Below are 19174 nucleotides of genomic sequence, written 5' to 3'. Positions count from 1 at the left end.
CGTGATGGCCATGGGGATTCCAATAATGAAAAACCCTTATGCTCCGGGCTTCTGGTGCGCGCTCTGCGCCCTGATACTGCTGTCTGCCACCTACTTCTACGGGGTCATGCTGGCCCATCAGATCGACAAGGCCATGGTGTTTCTCGACAGTGCCAGCGCCTTGATCGCGGTGCTGGCCATCGCTGTGGTGGCCTGGGCCTCGTTCCAGGGCCAGAAGATCAAGAAAAGACAGCTCGAGCAGAGCAAGACCCTGGTGGCCATCTGGGACACCAAGGTGGCCCTGCGTCGGGTCGAGACCGTCTTCGACCGTTACTTCTGGGGCAGCTATTGGCAGCCTGGGCGGACCTTCGCCGAAATCATGGGCGAACTCACCGGCACCCCGCTGGAAAAAAGCCTCGAAGCCCTGAAGGCGCAGTGCATGCGGCTCGACAAGCAAGCCGACGACGGCCACCACTGGCTGAGCAATGCCCGGGAGCTGTCGGATGTCGCCACGGCCATGGCCCGCGAGCGCTACCAACTGGATTTCTGCGACCCCCGTGGCGAGTCCCGAGGCAACAGCGCGGTGATCGATCGCGACTTCGAAGTGCTGGTCTACACCTGGAGCGCCCGGCTCAAGAGCTTCGACCATCAGCTCGATGCCCTCGAGCTCGAATACTCCTAGCCGCAAGCCTGGAGCCAGCGCCCCCCTGCCTTTCGCTTTTGCTTTCGCTTGGCGCTTGCAGCTGCACCACTGTTGCGCTCCAACCCATCGCCAATGCTAATCTGCGCCGGTTTCACGCGGAGTCGAGCCGCGACCTGTCATGGGTTCAGGGAAGACCAGCGCACTTTCAAACTATGGATATCGATCGGGTCAAGCATGAATAAATCAGCAGGCGTACTTCTAGGAATCGTCGTCGCAGTGGGTGCAATCAGTGCCGGCGGCGCCTGGTACACCGGCACCAAGCTGGAGGGGGTTCTGCAGCAGCAGATCGTCGAGAGCAACAAGGAGCTGCAGGCAGTGCTGATCGGCTACGACGCCACGGCGAGCCTGGAGCTGGTGTCCCTGGACCGCGGTGTGTTCAGCAGCAACGCTCGTTATCGCCTCAAGGGCCAGGGCGACCTGTTCCGGGGTGACCTGGAGCTGCTGATCAGCGACCACATCGAACACGGCCCGCTGCCGTTCTCACGCCTGGTCCGCCTCAAGTGGCTGCCAGTGATGGCCTCCAGTCGCTACGAACTGGAAAAGAGCCCGCAGACCGAGAAGTGGTTCGCCGCCACCAAGGGCGCTGTGCCCTTCAAGGGCGTGGTCAACGTCGCCTACGATCTGTCTGCCGATGGCACCCTGGAATTGGCCCCGGTGGACCTGGCCCTGGATGAACAGAGCAGCCTCAAGTTCTCCGGTCTGAACGCCACCATCAGCGTCAGCGACAGCCGCCAGAAGGCCAAGGTCGATGGTTATGTGGATAGCCTGAGCCTGGCCATCAGCGCCCCCGACCAAGCTCCGGGCAAGCTGGAGGTCAACGGCCTGACCCTGGCCAGCAACCTGACCAAGAGCAGCTTTGGTTACTACCTGGGCCAGAACACCCTGGAACTGAGCAACACCAAGGCCACCTTCGGCGACAAGCAGTCGGTGCTGACCCTGAAGAACTTCGAACAGAAGACGTCCAGCGAGGAAACCGGCAGCAACGTCTCCGGCCGCGCGGATTACCGCGTGGGCGAGATCGCCTTCGACGGCAAGACCGTGGGTTCCGCCGAGATGCTCTGGAGCATGAAGAACCTGGACAGCCAGGGCATGGTCGACCTGGTGCAGGTCTATCAGAACGTCTTGCAGCCATATCAGAAGGCCGCGACCGAGGCGGCCGCCCGTGGCGAGCCGGCTCCGGAGCTGCAACTGACCCCAGCCGAGGAAACCAAGGTACGTGACGCGGTGAACAAGGTCCTGGCCGCCAAGCCGCAGATCGCCCTGGAAAGCCTGGCGCTCAAGACCGGCAACGGCGAAAGCCGCTTCAGCCTGGGCCTGGACCTGGCCAAGCCGCAGAACCTGGAGCTGCCTACCGCAGAGCTGGGCAAGCAGCTGATCAGCCAACTGGATGCCAAGCTGTCGCTGTCCAAGCCGATGGTCGCCGACGTGGCGGCCCTGCAGGCCCAGGCCGAAGGCATGACCGACGCCAAGCAGATCGCCGAGCAGAGCGCCGCCACCGCGGAAATGCTCAGCGCCATGGCCGTTGCCACCCAGTTGGCCAAGCTGGACGGCAACAACGTGGTCTCGGCCCTGCATTACGCCAATAACGAAGTGAACTTCAATGGCCAGAAAATGACGGTCGAGCAGTTCATTGGCTTCGTCATGAGCAAGGTGGCTGGCGCAGGCGCGCAGCAGTAAGCGACCGCCATCCGATCGCCCCTGGCGATCGGCTGCACCACCCTAGACGCCCGGTGCCGTGGATGCCACAGCCCGGGCGTCGTGCTGTCCAAGGCCCCGGTGCATGGGCCTTTGGGGAGGTTTTGCCGATCTGATCCTGAATAATTATGGCGTTGCAATTTCTGAACTAACCTACGTGAAAGACTTCTCCCGGAAAGCTTCGCCCGGTCGCTTGGTCCCGGTCGCCGGGGCGTACAGGCATGGACGCAGTACTCCGGCCAGCCATGTAAAGGTGCTGACGAAATGCAACGCACTGTTCATCCTGCTCGCCGCTTTGGCCTGCGCCCGCTGTTTCGTCTGGCACTGTGCAGCCAACTGCTGTTGCCGGGCCTGGTATTCGCCGACGCCGCCTATGACCAACTGATCATCCAGGCCCGGGCGGGCAGTTATGCCCCGGCCCTGGATCACTTGCGCCAGGTACCGGCCAACCAGTTGACCAACGGGCTGGTCAGCGACCATTTGCAGATCGCCAGCTGGGCCGGGCTGGATGCAGAAGTGGTGAATGTCTATGAGAGCCAGGGGCGCAATCGCGTGCTGCCGGTACAGGCCCTGACCGCCACCGCCCGGGCCTATCGCAACCTCAAGCAGTGGGACAATGCCACCCGGCTCTATCGCCAGGCCCTGGAGCGCGACCCCAAGAACGCCGACCTGCAACTGGGCCTGGCCCTGACCCAGGCCGATGCCGGCCAGCCCGCCGAAGCCGTGGCCCGGGCCCGGGCGTTGGTGGCCGCCAAGCCGGAGGATCTGAACCGGCGCCTGGCCCTGGGCTACGCCCTGACCCGGGCCAATCAGCCCCAGGATGCCCTGGTGGAATACGACCAGGCCTTCGTGCGTGCCGGCGAGCGGCCCGACGTGCTGCGCGAGTACATCCATGCCCTGCAACGCGCCCGCCTGCCGGAGCCGGCCGTGCGCCTGGCGCACCAGCATCCGGGGTTGATCGACCCGGTCATCCAGCGGCGCATGGAGGGCGACCTGGCCGCCGAGCGGGTGCGCCTGTCGGAGCTGGCCAGCCGCAGCGAGAAGGAGCGCTTCGTGGTGGCCGATCGCGCCCTGGCCGACTATGACGCGCTGTTCGCCGCCTGGGGCAACGATCCCAAGGCCCAGGACGATGTGACCCGCTGGCGCATCGACCGCCTGGGCGCGCTCAAGTCCCGGGCGCGTACCGCCGAGGTGATCAGCGAGTACGAGCAACTGACCGCCGCGGGCGTGGCCATCCCCACCTACGCCCTGCGCTGGGTCGCCTCGGCCTACCTCGACCAGCGCCAGCCGGAGGTCTCCGCCGACCTGTACCGCAAGGTGCTCAGTGCTCCGGACGCCGACCCTGGCAATCGCGTCGAAGACACCACCGGCCTGTACTACTCATTGCTGGAAAGCGAACAGCCAGAGGCGGCGCTGAAGGTGGCCAACGACCTGGCCAATAGCGAACCCCAGCGCATCCAGCTGGTGGGGCAGACGGTCGGCGATCCCAACGACGACTGGCTGGACGCGCAACTGCTGGCGGCCCAGGCCGGCACCTACGGCAATGCCCTGCCCGATAGCGAACAGCGCCTGGACGACCTGGCCACCAAGGCCCCGGGCAACGTCAATGTGCGCCTGGCCCAGGCCAACCTGTACCTGGCCCGCGACTGGCCGCGCCGGGCGGAATACCTGCTCAAGGAAATCGAGAGCGTGGCGCCGCGCGATGTCGCCCTGGAAGTGGCCCAGGGGCATACCGCCCAGGACCTGCAGGAATGGCGGCAGCTGGATGCGCTGACCGACGACGTGGTCGCGCGCTATCCAGAGAACCGCGCGGTGCAACGCCTGGCCCGGGAGCGTGAGGTCCACGACATGGCCGAGCTGCGGGTCTCGACCTATGGCGGCAAGAGCAATGGCGGCGGCAGTAATGGCCCGGGGGCGGTGTCCGGCAGCCGTGATTTCGGCATCGAAAGCCGGCTCTACAGCCCGCCCATCGATGAAGACTGGCGCGTATTCGCGGGCGTCGGCTACGCCATGGGCGACTTCCAGGAGGGCAAGGGCCATCACCGCTGGCAATTGCTGGGCGTGGAGCGGCGCACCCGTGACATGACCCTGGAGGCCGAGGTGTCCAACCACTCCTACGGCTACGGCAGCAAGACCGGTGCCCGGGTGGCCCTGGCCCGGGACATCGACGACCACTGGCAGTACGGCGGCAGCCTCGACTACCTCACCGCCGCGACCCCGCTGCGGGCCCTCAAGAACGACATTCGCGCCAATGGCGGCAGCGCCTTCCTGCGCTGGCGGGCCAATGAAAGCCGGGAATGGAAACTGTCCCTGAGCCCCTCGCACTTCAGTGATGGCAACAACCGTTTCGAAGCCCTGCTCACCGGCCGCGAAGGGGTTTATCGCTCACCCGGGGTCCAGGTCGACCTGGGCCTGGAGGTCGGTAGCAGCCACAACACCCGGGACGACGCGCCGTACTTCAATCCCAAGTCCGACTTCAGCGTCTTGCCGACGGTGAACGTCAACCATGTGCTCTACCACCGCTACGAAACCTCCTGGAGCCAGCAGTTCCAGTTCGGCGTCGGCACCTACAGCCAGCGCGACTATTCCACCGGCGGTGTCGGCCTGGTCAGCTACGGCCAGCGCTATAGCTGGAACGACGTGTTCGATATCGGCGCGGTGCTGAGCGTGATCAACCGACCCTACGACGGTGAGCGGGAAACCGACTTGCGCCTGGCCGTGGACCTTACCTATCGCTTCTAGAGGACGGTGACGATGAGCCTGATCGAGCGTTGCATCCTCTTGCTGGGCGCGCTACTGCTCAGTGCTTGTTCCCAGCCCGCCGCAGACTTCGTCGCCCCGGCGCAACGGCCACTGCCGAACAACGAAGCGCCCTGGCCGAAAAACCATGTGCTGGGCATCGCCTACCACGATATCGAGGATCGCAACCCGGACCAGCGCGTGGTGGCGGTGCGCACCGATCGCATGCTCCAGCAACTGGCCTGGCTGCGCGAGAACGGCTACAAGCCGGTCACCGTGGACCAGATCCTGGCGGCCCGCCGGGGCGGTCCGGAGTTGCCGGCCAAGGCCATCCTGCTGAGTTTCGACGACGGTTATTCGAGCTTCCATACCCGGGTCATGCCGGTGCTGCGCAGTTATCGCTGGCCGGCCCTCCTGGCCCCGGTGGGCACCTGGATCGACACCCCGGCCGACCAGCCGGTGAACTTCGCCGGCGACCTGCGGCCGCGCTCGCAGTTCCTGACCTGGGCGCAGATCCGCGAGATCTCCCGTTCCGGCCTGGTGGAGATCGCCGCCCACACCGACAACAGCCACCTGGGTATCCTCGGCAATCCCCAGGGCAACATGCAGCCTGCTGCCGCGACCCGACGCTACGACCCGCGCACCGGGCGCTATGAAAGCGAGGCGGAGTTCCAGGCGCGCATGCGCAAGGATGTGAGCACCATCTCGGACAAGATCCTGGCCGCCACCGGCTATCGTCCGCGGGTCTGGGTCTGGCCCTATGGCACGGCCGATGGCTCGACCTTACAGGTGGTCGACAGCCAGGGCTTCAAGCTGGCCCTGACCCTGGACGACGGCCTGGACCGTCTCGACAACCTGATGAGCAGCCCGCGTTTCCTGGTGGTCTCGGACCCTGACGGCATCCACTTCTCCAACAGCATCGTCGGCACCGAGACCATGGCGCCCATGCGCGTGGTGCACGTGGACCTGGACAACGTCTACGACCCGGACCCCAAGCAGCAGGAGATCAACCTCGGCAAGCTGGTGCAGCGTATCGCCGACCTGGGGGCCAATACCGTGTTCCTCCAGGCCTTCGCCGATCCCAAGGGCGACGGCCTGGTGCAATCGCTGTACTTCCCCAATCGCCACCTGCCGATGCGTGCCGACCTGTTCGACCGGGTCGCCTGGCAATTGCGCACCCGCTCCCACGTCAAGGTCTATGCCTGGATGCCGGTGCTCAGTTTCGACCTGGATGCCAGGCTGCCCCGGGTCACGCGTTGGGACCCGCAGACCGGCCAGGTGGCGGTCGATCCGAAGCAATACCGGCGCCTGTCGCCTTTCGACCCGCAGGTACGCCGCCTGATCGGCGACCTGTACGAGGATGTGGCGCGCATGACTTCGGTGGACGGCATCCTGTTCCATGACGACGCCGTGCTCTCGGATTTCGAGGACGCCAGCCCCGGGGCTCTGCGTGCCTATGCCGCCCAGGGGCTGCCGGGTTCCATCGCCGGGCTGCGCGACGACCCCGCCGCGTTGCAACGCTGGACCCGCTTCAAGAGCCGTTACCTGATCGACTTCACCCATGAACTGGCGGCCAAGGTCCGGGCGGTCCGTGGGCCCCAGGTGCAGACCGCGCGCAACCTGTTCGCCGAGCCGATCATCAATCCTGAAAGTGAAACCTGGTTCGCCCAGAACCTCGACGATTTCCTCGCCAGCTATGACTGGACCGCGCCCATGGCCATGCCGTTGATGGAAGGGCAAAGCGCACGGCACTCCGGGCCCTGGCTGGAGGCCCTGGTGGATCAGGTGCGCACGCGCCCCGGCGCGTTGCAGCGCACGGTCTTCGAACTCCAGGCCCGGGACTGGACCCAGAAGCCCGCCAGTGATTTGCCCGCCATGCAGATGGCCGACTGGATGGGCCGGCTCAAGCGCCAGGGCGCCATCAACTTCGGTTACTACCCGGACAACTTCCTCGAGAACTCACCGGACCTGAAGACCTTGCGGCCCGCGCTCTCCAACAAATGGAGTCCATGAATCATGCTGGATCGTATCTTCGCTGTAGTGGTCTTGGCCTTGGTCATGGGGGTGCCCCTGGGCCTGATCTTCGTGGTGACAGGCGAGTTCCTCATGGATTTCGTCTTCTACTACCCATTGTTCATGTCGGCGCTGTGGATCGCCGGCGGCCTGTATTTCTGGTTGCACTGGGAGCGCCACTGGCCATGGGACGACGATACCTTGCCGCCACCGCTGGCCGGCGAGCCGCTGATCAGTATCCTCATCCCTTGCTACAACGAGGGGGATAACGTCGCCGACACCATCCACGCGGCCCTGGCCCAGCACTATCCGAACATCGAAGTGATCGCCATCGACGATGGCTCCAAGGACAACACCGGGCCGATCCTCGACCAGTTGGCCGCCCTCGACCCGCGCCTGCGGGTGCTGCACCTGGCGCAGAACCAGGGCAAGGCCGTGGCCCTGCGCATGGGCGCGGTGGCGGCCCATAGCGAATACCTGGTGTGCATCGACGGCGATGCGTTGCTGGCGCCCAACACGGCGGCCTACCTGGTGGCGCCGATGCTGGATAATCCGCGCCTCGGGGCGGTGACCGGCAACCCGCGCATTCGTACCCGCTCGACCCTGGTGGGCCGGGTGCAAGTGGGCGAGTTCTCCTCGATCATCGGCCTGATCAAGCGCACCCAGCGGGTGTTCGGCAAGGTCTTCACCGTCTCCGGAGTGATCGTCGCCTTTCGCCGCACGGCGCTGCATCGGGTGGGCTACTGGAGCCCGGACATGATCACCGAGGACATCGACGTCAGCTGGAAGCTGCAGCTGGACCATTGGTATGTGTTCTTCGAACCCCGGGCGCTGTGCTGGATCCTGATGCCCGAAACCCTGCGCGGCCTGTGGAAGCAGCGGCTGCGCTGGGCCCAGGGGGGCGCCGAGGTGCTGTTCAAGAACATCCGTGGCATCTGGGAGTGGCGGCATCGCTACCTGTGGACCCTGTTGTTCGACTATTGCCTGTCCACCGGTTGGGCCTTCACCTTCCTGCTATCGGTGATCTTCTGGGCCCTGGGCAAGTTCATCGTCATGCCCGAGGCCATCGCGGTGCACACCATCGTGCCGCCGGCCTTCACCGGCCTGGTGCTGTCCATGGTCTGCCTGACCCAGTTCGCGGTGAGCATCCTGATCGACCGCCGCTACGAGAAGGACCTGTGGAAAACCATGTTCTGGGCGGTCTGGTACCCCCTGGCGTTCTGGTTCATCAGCCTGTTCACCACCCTGGTGAGCTTTCCCAAGGTGTTGTTCAGCGAGCACCAGAAGCGCGCGCGCTGGGTCAGCCCCGACCGCGGCATCAAGCCCATCAATGACAAAGAGGAGGTGCGCTGATGAAAATCATCCGCACCCGCCAGCGCCCGTTCCTGGTGATAGTCGACGTCTTCTTCACCCTGTTGGGCTGGGCTGGGCTTCTCTATTTGCTGGTCCGGGGTCTCTGGCCGCTGCTCTATACCCACGAAGGGCCCAGGTTCGAGGCCGGTGTGCTCGATGCCCTGACCACCCTGCAGTTCTATGGGCTGGTGGCGGTCATCAATGCGGTGTTGCTGATTTCCTGGGCTCGCTATCGCCAGCGCCGCAATCGCAAGTATCCGCCACGCCTGCCGGCCCCGGTAGTGGACGACAAGCGCCTGAGCGAGACCTTCAAGCTCAGCGACGAGACCTTGGCCCAGATGCGCCAGCCCGGCAGCCTGATCGTGCACAACGATGCAGAGGGCTGGATCAGCCATGTCACTACCCAGTTTTACCGCGTCCTGCCCGAAGACCAGCCCCATCCACCGCTGGTGGCCGAACCGCCACCCCGGGTGATCCACTTGCGCTCGGAGGGGGATGAGGACAAGGCCTAGGGATCAGCGGGAAACCGACCTGACTGGTTTGAGTGCACCGAGCCCGGATCTGACGATCCGGGTTTTTATTGTGCTGAATTTTGTATGTTCAAGATCAGATGTTTATCTAGTGCATTTAGGAACTTTCTGAATATTGATCAATTATTGATGTTTCCCGTGACTGCGCGTTAGTTGCGCGAATATGCTCCTCACGCTCCATTCGAGGTTCAGGCCAGGCCATCCGGAAAATAGTTGAAAGGCCATGGAATCAAGGGCTTGGCCGGTGCGAGCTTGTGTTCAGAGGGGTAAATGACCCCTTGATACAAAAAGAACTCCCCCTGGGTTTATTGGCGTTTGGAGCGCTGTTTTCCTTTAGCCGGGAAGTTCTTTGAATAAACAGCAAATGTTGATTTTAAGTAGTTGTTGATTAATTGACGCCAGTGTAGTGGCACATTAATATCGCCGGCTCTGTTGACCCTGCCGTATGTTTTCGAAGGACCGAACATGTTTTTTCCTACCCTCGGGATGAGGTTGTGTTGTGTGCTGTCCTGCCTGGTGTTTTTGGCTGGCTCACTGAACAGTGCTTCTGCTGCCCCGCTGAACAATCCCGGCGACCAGGATCTGATCCGCGAGCGCCAGAACCGCCTGCTGGAAGAGCAGCAACGGCGCCTCGAAGACCTCAAGGACCTGCCTGGCAAGAGCGCGCTGCCGGTGGCGCCGATGGCCCCGACCGACAATCGCTGCTTCCCCATCGAACACATCGAGCTCAAGGGCGCCGACGCCCTGTCCACCACCGAGCGCGAGCGCCTGCTCAAGCCCTACATCGGCCAGTGCCTGGGCGTGGCCCAGCTCAACGAGTTGCTCAAGGTCATTACCGACCACTACATCGCCAAAGGCCTGGTCACCAGTCGTGCCTACCTCCCGCAGCAGGACCTGTCCCGCGGGCACTTGCAGGTGCTGGTGGTGGAGGGCCGCCTTGAAGGCCTGAAGGCGGCCGAAGGCAGCAAGCTCACGGCGCGCGAGCTGGACATGGCGTTTCCCGGGAGCGTCGGGCAACTGCTCGACCTGCGGCAGATCGAGCAGATGGTCGACCAGCTCAACCGCCTGCCGTCGAACCAGGCACAGATGGAACTGGCCCCCGGCCAGGCGGTGGGCGGCAGCGAGGTGCTGGTCAAGAACACCCCGCAAAAGCCCTGGCGGGTCGGTCTGTCCCGCAGCAACGACGGGCAGAAGAGCACCGGCGAGCAGCAATGGGGCAGCTCCTTGGAATGGGACAGCCCCCTGGGCCTGGCCGACCAACTGGTGCTGCGCGGTGGCCACGACGCCATCAGCGACCACCAGAAGACCTCGCGCAACGCGATGCTCTACTACAACCTGCCGCTGGGCTGGTGGAACCTGAACTACAGCTACAGCCAGAGCGAGTACCGCTCCCAGGCCCAGGGCCAGGGTTTCAACTTCAAGCAGACCGGCGACAGCCAGAACCACCAATTGCGCGTGGAGCGGGTGATCCATCGCGACTCGGTGAGCAAGACTTCGCTCAACGCCGGCCTGACCCACCTGCGCACCAACAACTACATCGAAGACAGCAAGCTGAGCACCAGCAGCAACCGCTTGAGCGAAGTGCAGTGGGGCATCAACCATGGCCGGCGCATTGGCGGGGCCTTCGTCAACCTCGACCTGGGCCTGCAAGAGGGAATCGGCCTGTTCGATGCCCAGCGCCAGTCCGAGCGCGACCGGTACGGCAACCGCCAGGCCAACGCCCGCTACCGCAAGTACACCGCCACCGCCAGCTACCTGCAGCCGTTCAAGCTGTGGGACGAGTCCCTGGTGTTCAGCAGCCTGGTCACCAGCCAGCGCAGCGAAGACATCCTGTTCAGCTCCCAGCGCATGAGCCTGGGCAGCCAGTCCTCGATCCGCGGCTACAAGGACCAGAGCCTCAACGGCGACAGCGGCTACTACTGGCGCAACGACCTGCGCTGGAGCCGCCCGGTGACCTGGGACTGGCTGCGCCCGGTGTTCGCCGAGTACGGCACGGGGCTGGGGTATGACGTGGGTGCCATTCGCCATGACCGCTACAACGCCGAGCAGCACGGGCGGGTGTCCAGCGACTCCATCGAGTTGTTCGCCCGTGGCCAGCACCTGGCCGCCAGCGTGACCTTCGCCCACTCCCTCGAGCGGCCAGATGCCCTGAGTGACCGCGAAGCCCCGATCTATTTCCGCCTGGATCTTTTTCTCTAATTTCGCTCTTTACCCGAGACAGCCGACATGGACGTTCGTCAGTTTGCCTTCCTGGCCCGCCAGCCCTCCGCCGCCCTGCAATCGCGTGATTCGTTCTGGGGCCTGCCCAAGCGTGGCCTGGCGTTCATCCTGGCCAACGCGATGTTCTGGCAGCCGTTGCTGGTGATGGCCGACGGCATCGTGGTCAACGGCAGCGGCACCACGCTCGGCCAGGCGGGCAATGGCGTGCCTGTGGTCAACATTGCCGCGCCCAATGGCGGCGGCCTGTCCCACAACACGTTCAGCGACTACAACGTCGGCCAGCAGGGCGTGATCCTCAACAACGCCACCGACCGTACCCAGTCCACGCAACTGGGCGGGATCATCCTCGGCAACCCCAACCTGGGTGGCCGCGCGGCCAATGTGATCCTCAACGAGGTCAACGGCGGCAGCCCCAGCCAGCTCAAGGGCTACACCGAAGTGGCGGGGCGATCGGCCCATGTGATCGTCGCCAACCCCTACGGCGTCACCTGCAATGGCTGCGGCTTCATCAACACCCCGAAAACCACCCTGACCACCGGCAAGCCGGTGATCGAGAATGGCCAGTTGCAGCGCTACCAGGTGGACCAGGGCAGCGTGGCCATCGAAGGTGCGGGGCTCAACGCCAGCAATATCGACCAGTTCGAGATCATCACCCGCAGCGCCAAGGTCAACGCCCAGATCCAGGCCCGGCACCTGGCGCTGGTCACGGGCGCCAACGACGTCGACGCCCAGACCCTCAAGGCCACCGCCCGGGCCGCCAACCCGGCGGATGCACCGCAACTGGCCATCGACTCCTCGGCCCTGGGCGGCATGTACGCCGGGGCGATCAAGCTGGTGGGCACCGAAGCCGGCGTGGGGGTCAAGCTCGACGGCAAGCTGATCGCCAGCGGTGGCGATATCCAGCTCGACGCCAACGGCCAGTTGCGCATGGTGGAGGCCACTGCCGAGAAAGGCGCGGTGGTGATCAAGGCCCAGGGCCTGGAGACCCAGGGCGCGGTGTATGCCGGGACCGATCTCAAGGTGCAGACCCAGGGTGACCTGAACAACCACAGCACCCTGGCGGCGGCCCACCGCGTCGACCTCGGCAGTGCCGGGCAGTTGAACAACCGGGGGATCATCGAGGCCGGGGTCAACCTCGACAACAGCCGCAACCCAGGCGGCGATGTCACGCTGACTGCGCAGACCCTGAACAACAGTGGCAAGAGCGTGGTGGCCAGCCGCGATCTGACGGTCACGGCAACCCAGACCCTGAACAACCAGGGCGGTACTCTGAGCGGTCAGCGCCAGGTGAAGGTCAGTGCCGGTGCCCTGGATAACCAGAAGCAGGGTCGAGTGCTCAGCGCCGATGGCCTGCAACTCGATGCCGACCAGGTGCACAACGGCCAGGGCGGCTTGATCAAGAGCCAGCGCTTGCTCAAGGCCAACCTTGGTCACTTGGGCAACAGCGGCGGCGAGTTGTCCAGCCAGGGCGACGGCACCCTGGTGCTGGCGGGTATGGACAACCTCACCGGCGTGGTGCTGGCGCAACAGACCCTGGCCATCACCGGCAGCGCCGAGCTGGACAACCAGGGCGGCCTGCTCTCGGGCTGGCAGGGCCTGAGCCTCAACGGCACGGGGTTGAACAACAGCAACAAGGGCACCGTCTCCAGCCTCAAGGGCAGTGTCGACGTCACCCTCAGCGACGCCTTGAACAACAGCCAGGGTGGCGCCCTGGTCAGCCATCAAACCCTGGACGTCAAGGCCGCCAGTCTCGACAACAGCCAGCAGGGCGTGATCTCCAGCGCTGGCGAGCAAAGCCTCAAGCTGCGCGACCTGCTGGATAACAGCCAGGGCGGTTCCATCGACAGTGCCGCGGCCCTGACCCTGCAGGCCATGGTCCTGGGCAACCAGGGCGGCACGCTCAACGCAGCCGGCGACCTGGTGTTCACCGGCAGCGACCTGGACAACGGCCACGGCTCCTTCACCGGCAAGGGTGCCGTCACGCTCGATCTGCTGGGGCGCTTGATCAACAACCAGGGCACCCTGTCCGCCGCAGGCCCTTTGCTGCTCAAGCGCAGCGCTGCGGTTGAAAACCAGGGCGGTGAGCTTTCCAGCCAACAGTGGTTGCGGCTGTTCGCCGGACGATTGGACAACCGCCAGAAAGGTCGGGTAGCGGCCAATGACTCGGTGCTGGTCAGCACCACGGGCCAAGTGCAGAACGGCGACGGCGGGGAGATTCTCAGTCGCCAGGCCGGCCTGCAGATCGATGCCGGGCGCCTGGACAACACCAAGGGCCTGCTGCAGGCCAAGAGCACCCTGGGCCTGGAAGTGGCGACCGATGCCGGCAACCAGGGCGGGCAGGTCATTGCCCAGCAGGGCGACCTGACGCTCAAGGCGGCGAGTTTCGACAACAACGCGGGCAAGGTTTCGGCCCTCAACGGCGGCGCCACCTTTGAAACTGCTGCCGATGGCCGCCTCGACAACCGCGACGGCGCGCTCTTCGCCCAGCAGGCTCTGCATATCCGCGCCAAGGACCTGGACAACAGCGCCGGCCAGATCAGCGCCCGGCAGATCGAGCTGGAACTGGCTGGCGCCCTGGACAACCGCCAGGGCCTGATCGAAAGCCGCAGCACCCTGGCGACCGCTGCCGCCAGCCTGGACAACCAGCACGGGCAACTGCGGGCCCTGGGCCTGGCCAGCACGACCCGGTTCAGCATCGGTGGGACCTTCGACAACCGCGACGGCGCCCTGGAAACCGCCAACAACGACCTGGCCTTCGCTGCCGGCGGCTTCGACAACCGTGGCGGCAGCCTGCTGCACAGTGGCCGTGGGGTGTTCGGCATCTCCATGGCCAACCTCGAGGACGTCGGCGGCCGCTTGAAGACCGCCGGCCACCTGAGCCTGGAAGCCGAGCGCTGGACCAACAGCAGCTCGATCCAGGCCGACCAGTTGCTGGTCAGGGTCGATCACCTGACCCAGACCGCCGACGGCCAGCTCCTGGCGGGCAACGGCCTGACCGGCAGCGGCAGCCACTGGAGCAACGACGGCCTGATCGGCAGTGACGCCGCGCTCAACCTCGACCTGAACGGCAACTACAGCGGCAAGGGCCGCCTGAGCAGTCTTGGGCAACTGGACCTGCATGCCGCCCAACTGGACCTGGCGGACAGCGCCAGCATCGCCGGCGGCGCCAACAGCACCCTGAAGATCGACGGCGCGCTGAACAGCGCCGGGCGCATCACCGCCAGCCAGAAGCTGCTGCTCAACGCCGCCAGCATCAACAACCTCGGCACCCTGGGCAGTGGTGAAGACCTGAGCCTCAACGCCACCGCCCTGGTCAACGACCATGGCCTGATCTCCAGCGGCGGCAATATGCAGCTGCTGACCACGAGCTTCACCAACCGCTATGCCCAGGTGTACAGCCTGGGCAACGTGCTGATCGCCAAGGACGACCGGCAAGCCAGGGCCGACCTGCTGGACAACCGCTCCGGGGATATCGAAAGCCTGGGCAGACTGACCATTGCCGCCAGCACCCTCAACAACGTCAGGGACGTGCTGCAGTACATCGAGCACGAGAAGAGCGCAGCCAGCATCACTCGTTTGTCTTGCGCCCTGATCCCCGGCGCTGGCTGCGACGACCGCGGTGGTGGCCGCATCAACGGCCTGTGGGAAGTGGCCGAGACCGATCGCCTGCGTGTGACCGACAGCAGCGCCGCCGCCAGCCTCAACAGCGGCGCCGACTTGCAGATCGATGCCCAGACCCTGACCAACACCAGTAGCCTGATCGCTGCGGCCGGTGATATCGACATCAAGGCCCAGACCCTCAACAACCAGGGCCTGCAGCCCCAAGAGATCACCACCCTGCGGCGCTACTGGAGCTTCGTCAACGAAACCGGCAACGCCGCCGCCCGGGCCGCCGCGTTCAACGCTCGCAACAACCCGACGCCTTCGAGCAGCTTCGCCTCGGACCTCAGCGCCTTCATCGCCTGGACCGGAGTGATGCTGTCTTCCAGCAGCAAGGTGGTGGACGGCGACCAATCCTTCGCCGCCACCATCCAGGCCGGTGGCAAGGTCAACCTCAAGGCTGACCAGACCCTCGATAACAGCGTGATCCGCTCCTTCTACGAGTACGTCGGCGCCGGCAAGACCCTGACCGACACCGGCGTAGGCAACGGCTACTCGACGGCGATCCGGATCAACCCGCAACTGCCCCCGGAACTGGCCCAGCAACAGGTCAACCCCCTGGAACTGCCGGGCTTCACCCTGCCCACCGGCGGCAACGGCCTGTTCCGCCTCAGCGGCCAGGGCAGCACCCTGGCCCAGGCCCCGACGCCTGCGCAGATCGCCGGCCTGCCGGATACCGCGAGCCTGTCCCGGCCACACAAGTACCTGATCGAAACCAACCCGGCCCTCACCGACCTCAAGCAGTTCATGAGTTCGGACTACCTGTTGTCCAACCTGGGCTACAACCCCGATGAAAGCGCCAAGCGCCTGGGCGACGGCTTCTACGAACAGAAGCTGATCCGGCAAGCGGTAACCGCCCGCACCGGCCAGCGTTTCATCAATGGCCAGGACACCGACGAGAAGCTGTTCAAGTACCTGATGGACAACGCCATCAAGAGCAAGCAGCAGCTCAACCTGGCGGTGGGCGTGAGCCTGACCTCCGAGCAGGTGGCGGCCCTGACCCACGACATCGTCTGGTTGGAAAATGCCGAAGTGAATGGCGAGCAGGTGCTGGTGCCGGTGCTGTACCTGGCCCACTCCAACAATCGCCTGGCGCCCAATGGCGCGTTGATCGCCGGCAAGGACGTGAGCCTGATTGCCGGCAAGGACTTGAACAACGTCGGCACCCTGCGCGCGGCCAATGACCTGTCGGCGGTGGCGGGGCAGAACCTGGTCAATAGCGGGTTGATGGAGGCGGGCAACCGTCAGGGCCTGCTGGCGGGCAACCACCTGGTCAACCGCGCCGGCGGCATCATCGCCGGGCGCGACGTCACCCTGACCACCACTCAGGGCGACGTGATCAACGACCGCACCCTGACCACCCACCAGAGCAGCAGCGAAGCCTACATCCGTGAGCAACGCCGCGACTTCCTCGACAGCGCCGCCCGCATCGAAGCCGGCAGCAGCCTGAGCATCGATGCCGAGCGGGACTTCGACAACAACGGCAGCCTTCTACAGAGCGGCGGCAACACCACCATAAAGGCCGGTCGCGACGTCAGCTTGAGCGCAGTCGAACAAGTGGTCAGCAACGACCGCGGCATCGGCAACCTCGACCAGAGCAGAACCCAGCACGGCGCCACCCTGAAGAGCGGTGGCGGCCTGAGCATCGAGGCCGGTGGCAACGTCACCGCCATCGCCAGCCAGATCGCCGCCAAGGGCGACGTCTCGATGACAGCCAAGGACAACCTGACCCTGGCCTCGGCCGCCAATGAACAACACTGGGCCAGCAAGACCGGCACCACCAAGAGCGAAGAGGATCGCGTCCACCAGCAAGCCAGCACGGTGACGGCGGGCGGGGATGTGATGCTCAAGTCCGGCCAGGACATGACCCTGATTTCCAGCCAGGTCAAAGCCGGAGATGAAGCCTACCTGGTGGCCGGTGGCGAATTGAACTTGCTGGCAGAGCAGGACAGTGAACATTCGCTGTATGACATGAAGAAGAAGGGGGGCTGGGGCAGCAAGGAAACCAAGCGCGATGAAGTCACCCGGGTTACTCATGTCGGCAGTGAGATCAGTGCCGGTGGCAACCTGACGCTCAAGAGCGATGGCGACCAGAAGTATCAAGTCGCCAAGCTGGAGAGTGGCAAGGACCTGACCTTGGAGAGTGGCGGCGCCATCACCTTTGAAGGGGTGAAGGACCTGCACCAAGAGAGTCACGAGAAGACCAATAACAACTCCTTCTGGGTGTCCTCCAAAGGCAAGGGCAACACCGACGAAACCCTGCGCCAGACCCAGATGGCGGCGGCTGGCAATATCGTGATCAAAGCCGTTGATGGCCTGAAGATCGATGTGAGGCAGGTCAACCAGCAAACCGTCAGCCAGAGCATCGACGCGATGGTCAAGGCCGACCCGCAACTGGCGTGGCTCAAGGAGGCCGAGAAGCGTGGCGATGTTGATTGGCGGCTGGTGAAGGAGATCCACGACTCCTACAAGTACAGCAACTCCGGTCTGGGGCCTGCGTCGCAAATCATCATTGCGATCGTGATGGCGGCAGTGGTGGGCCCAGCAGCGGGTGGACTGGCGGGTGGTGGTACTACAGGCGCAGTTGTAGGGTCTGTCGCGACAGCTGCCTCGACCAACGCAACCACGAGTTTCATCAACAACGGCGGCAATCTGGGGGCTGTACTCAAGGATGTGACCTCTTCGGATGCAATGAAGGGGTATGTGATCTCGGGTGTGACAGCAGGGCTGACCAGTGGTGTTTTCGATGACCTCACCGGGACGAAAACCAATCCGTTTACTGGGAAAGTTATTCCTCCCAACCTGAGTACTTGGACAGGGGTGGGGCAACTCGCTGCTAACCAAACGCTGCAAAGTGGCACCTCGATGTTGCTCAGCAAGGCGCTGGGACAAGGTGGAAGTGCAAGCGATGCATTGAAAAGTGCCCTGTTCAATACCTTGGCGGCGGCGAGCTTCAACTTGGTCGGCGACTACACCAAAGATGTTTTGGCGGACGGCTCGTTACCTAAGGTTGCGGTTCACGCGATGGTCGGTGGACTGCTGGCCAAGGCAACCGGAGGTGACTTCAAGACCGGGGCGTTGGCCGCAGGTGCCAACGAGGCTTTGGTGGTTCAGTTGAATGATCTGGTCAAGGGAAATGAGTCCTTATTGACCATGAGCTCACAAATTGTGGGGGTGCTGGCGGCAGCGTCTCAGAAAGACAGTGATGCAGCCAAGATTGAGAAGGGGGCTTGGGTTGCTCAAAACGCGACGCAGTACAACTTTGTGGAACACATGCCGCCGGGGCTGGTTGAGTACGGTGAGTCGGCCATCACGCTGGCGGAAACCTTACAGAAGCAAGGGGTGCCTAGTGATCAGGTATCCCAAGCACTAGTAGATCAGGCCCGAGGGCTAGGCTTTGAAGGCGTCCAGCCCGCTACCGAGTTCACCAAGGCCTGGGGTATGTTCATGGCGGGTGAGCTTACGGGAGCGGGGCTGGCGGCGATATTAGGGCGAGTCCTGTCGGTAGGCGCAAAAGCAACTGGTTCGGTAGATAAGCTTCCACCCCTACGGCAAGCATATATCGATGAAGTTAATAGCTTGTCAGAGATTAGTCTTAGTATGCGCGCAGCGGGTGCAACGCCAGAGCAAGTCGCTCGTCAACTCCATCAGATACGCCGTGAGCTAGGTGTTCAATATAAGGATCTAACACCACCTGATAAACTTGCAGAGATTTATGAGCGAAACTTGCGAGTATATGGGGACAAGCTTGGGCCATCTATTGATTGGCTGAGAGCTAAAGGCAAAAGTTGGGAGCAGATAACTGAGTCTGCAAGTCGTTCAGGTGGGAAGGATTTAGGTTTTTAAATATGACTTATGAATATGCATCAATAGTGCTGGGTGATGAGTACGATGCGGTATTGCGTAACGCCCTGCATATTGTTTTAGTCAGGCTTGGTGCTGTAGGGCTTGATAGGTCTTGGGCGGTTGGAGGCTCTCAAGAAATTGAGGTCGCAGAGGTTGAGTTGATGGGCGAGAAAGTTAAAATTGAGTCAGAAACATTCGTGGGTCTTACTATATTTGGGCCTAGGTTTATTGTTGATGAAGTAGCCGAGAAAGTGCACCTGGAGCTTGCGCTCTAACTATTTAAACTATTGGTTGGACGTCTTGGGGTAGCGTGGGCAGCATCATAACCCGCGTCGGGCCAGTTTTTCCCACGACAGCCAGTTGCTGGTCGAGTCCGGCGCGCAGTTCGCGCTACATCTGGCGTTGCGCGCCTAGGGGAACTCTGAAAAAGACTTCC

The 19174-nt window shown here is 63.6% G+C and carries 9 protein-coding genes; all 9 read left to right on the top strand.

Going from position 1 to position 19174, the window contains the following annotated elements:
• Positions 1–25 precede the first annotated feature (25 nt).
• Complete coding sequence (locus H7A76_RS28865; RefSeq protein ID WP_185701666.1) at positions 26–661, top strand: NADH:ubiquinone oxidoreductase subunit N; 636 nt, start codon at positions 26–28, stop codon at positions 659–661.
• Positions 662–856: 195 nt separating this feature from the next.
• Positions 857–2359, top strand: a complete 1503-nt coding sequence (locus H7A76_RS28860) for a YdgA family protein (protein WP_185701665.1) — start codon at positions 857–859, stop codon at positions 2357–2359.
• Between the two features lie 282 nt (positions 2360–2641).
• The gene (gene pgaA, locus H7A76_RS28855; protein WP_185701664.1) at positions 2642–5119 is read left to right on the top strand and encodes a poly-beta-1,6 N-acetyl-D-glucosamine export porin PgaA; all 2478 of its coding nucleotides are present in this window, start codon (positions 2642–2644) and stop codon (positions 5117–5119) included.
• 12 nt (positions 5120–5131) lie between these two features.
• Positions 5132–7129 carry a poly-beta-1,6-N-acetyl-D-glucosamine N-deacetylase PgaB gene (pgaB, locus tag H7A76_RS28850; RefSeq protein ID WP_185701663.1) on the top strand — a complete coding sequence of 666 codons (1998 nt, stop codon included), beginning with the start codon at positions 5132–5134 and terminating at the stop codon, positions 7127–7129.
• A gap of 3 nt (positions 7130–7132) precedes the next feature.
• The gene (pgaC, locus tag H7A76_RS28845; RefSeq protein ID WP_185701662.1) at positions 7133–8482 is read left to right on the top strand and encodes a poly-beta-1,6-N-acetyl-D-glucosamine synthase; all 1350 of its coding nucleotides are present in this window, start codon (positions 7133–7135) and stop codon (positions 8480–8482) included.
• Positions 8482–8994 carry a poly-beta-1,6-N-acetyl-D-glucosamine biosynthesis protein PgaD gene (pgaD, locus tag H7A76_RS28840; protein ID WP_185701661.1) on the top strand — a complete coding sequence of 171 codons (513 nt, stop codon included), beginning with the start codon at positions 8482–8484 and terminating at the stop codon, positions 8992–8994. Before pgaC ends, pgaD begins: the two co-directional genes overlap by 1 nt.
• 483 nt (positions 8995–9477) lie before the next feature.
• The gene (locus tag H7A76_RS28835) at positions 9478–11211 is read left to right on the top strand and encodes a ShlB/FhaC/HecB family hemolysin secretion/activation protein (protein WP_185701660.1); all 1734 of its coding nucleotides are present in this window, start codon (positions 9478–9480) and stop codon (positions 11209–11211) included.
• A gap of 27 nt (positions 11212–11238) precedes the next feature.
• Positions 11239–18738, top strand: coding sequence for a DUF637 domain-containing protein (locus tag H7A76_RS28830; protein WP_260498104.1), 7500 nt, complete (start codon positions 11239–11241; stop codon positions 18736–18738).
• 2 nt (positions 18739–18740) lie between these two features.
• Positions 18741–19013 carry a hypothetical protein gene (locus H7A76_RS28825; RefSeq protein ID WP_185701659.1) on the top strand — a complete coding sequence of 91 codons (273 nt, stop codon included), beginning with the start codon at positions 18741–18743 and terminating at the stop codon, positions 19011–19013.
• Positions 19014–19174: the final 161 nt, after the last annotated feature.

Source organism: Pseudomonas sp. MSSRFD41 (assembly GCF_014230245.1).
GTDB lineage: Bacteria > Pseudomonadota > Gammaproteobacteria > Pseudomonadales > Pseudomonadaceae > Aquipseudomonas > Aquipseudomonas piscis.
This window is presented reverse-complemented; position numbering and strand designations above follow the sequence as displayed.